Below are 1,324 nucleotides of genomic sequence, written 5' to 3'. Positions count from 1 at the left end.
AAGACAAGGATGGCGAGTTCAGTATGGAGCTGTTCCGCTCCTTCTCGTCTATGAACCATTGCAAAGGCATGCTCAAACATGAGCAAGTGAAAGAAGTGCTAGGCTGGCCGGAATGGAAAGACAAGGATGGCGCGTTCAATATGAAGCTGTTCCGCGCCTTCTCGTCCATGAAACGTAGTAATGGCATGCTCAAACACGAGGAAGTGAAAGAGGTGCTGGGCTGGCCGGAATGGAAAAACAAGGATGGCGCGTTCAATATGGAACTGTTCCGCACCTTCTCATCCATGAATCACGACAAAGACATACTCAACCATGAGGAAGTGAAAGAAGTGCTGGGCTGGCCGGAATGGAAGAACAAGGGTGGCGAGTTCAACATGGAACTATTCCGCGCTTTTTCATCCATGAATAGTAGTAAAGGCATGCTCAAACATAAGGACGTGAAAGAGATACTGGGCTGGCCGGAATGGAAAGACAAGAATGGCGAGTTCAATATGGAGCTATTCCGCTCCTTCTCGTCCATGAATAATTGCAGGGGCATGCTCGAACATGAAAAAGTGAAAGAGGTGCTGAACTGGCCGGAATGGAAAGACAAGAATGACGAGTTCAGTATGGAACTGCTCCGGGCTTTCTCGTCCATGTACAACAAAAAAGGCACACCCAAACATCAGGAAGTGAAAGAGGTGCTGAGCTGGCCGGAATGGAAAGATAAGAATAACGAGTTTAGAAATGGGCTGTTCCGCGTTTTCTCGTCCATGAATCACAGCAAAGGCCTGTTCAAACATGAGGAAGTGAAAGAGGTGCTGAGCTGGCCGGAATGGCAAGACAAGGATGCCGGGTTCAGTATGGAGCTGCTCCGAGCCTTCTCATCCATGAATCATGGCAAAGGCATGCCCAAACATGAGCAAGTGAAAGAGGTGCTGGGCTGGCTGGAATGGCAAGACAAGGATGCCGGGTTCAGTATGGAGCTGTTCCGCGCCTTTTCGTCCATGAATAATGGCCAAGGCATGCTCAATAATAAGGAAGTTAAAGAGGTGCTGGACTGGCCGGAATGGAAGGACAAAAATGGCGAGTTCAATATGGAGCTTTTCCGCGCCATTTCGTCGATGAATCATAGCAAAGGCATGCTCAAGCATGAGCAGGTGAAAGAGGTGCTGGGCTGGCCGGAATGGAAAGACAAGGATGGCGACTTCAGTATGGCGCTGTTCCGCTCCTTTTCGTCTATGAACCATTCCAAAGGCATGCTCAAACGTGAGCCAGTGAAAGAGGTCTTGGGCTGGCCGGAATGGAAAGACAAGGATGGCGAGTTCAGCATGGAGCTGTTCCG

1 protein-coding gene is annotated in these 1,324 nt (G+C 49.6%); it reads left to right on the top strand.

Annotation, left to right across the window (positions count from 1 at the left end):
* Positions 1-23: 23 nt before the first annotated feature.
* A partial coding sequence (locus KDK19_RS07145) for a hypothetical protein (RefSeq protein WP_257253566.1) occupies positions 24-1,324 on the top strand: 1,301 nt, incomplete at its 3' end.

The organism is Endozoicomonas sp. ONNA1, from assembly GCF_024606325.1.
Lineage (GTDB): Bacteria > Pseudomonadota > Gammaproteobacteria > Pseudomonadales > Endozoicomonadaceae > Endozoicomonas_A.
This window is presented reverse-complemented; position numbering and strand designations above follow the sequence as displayed.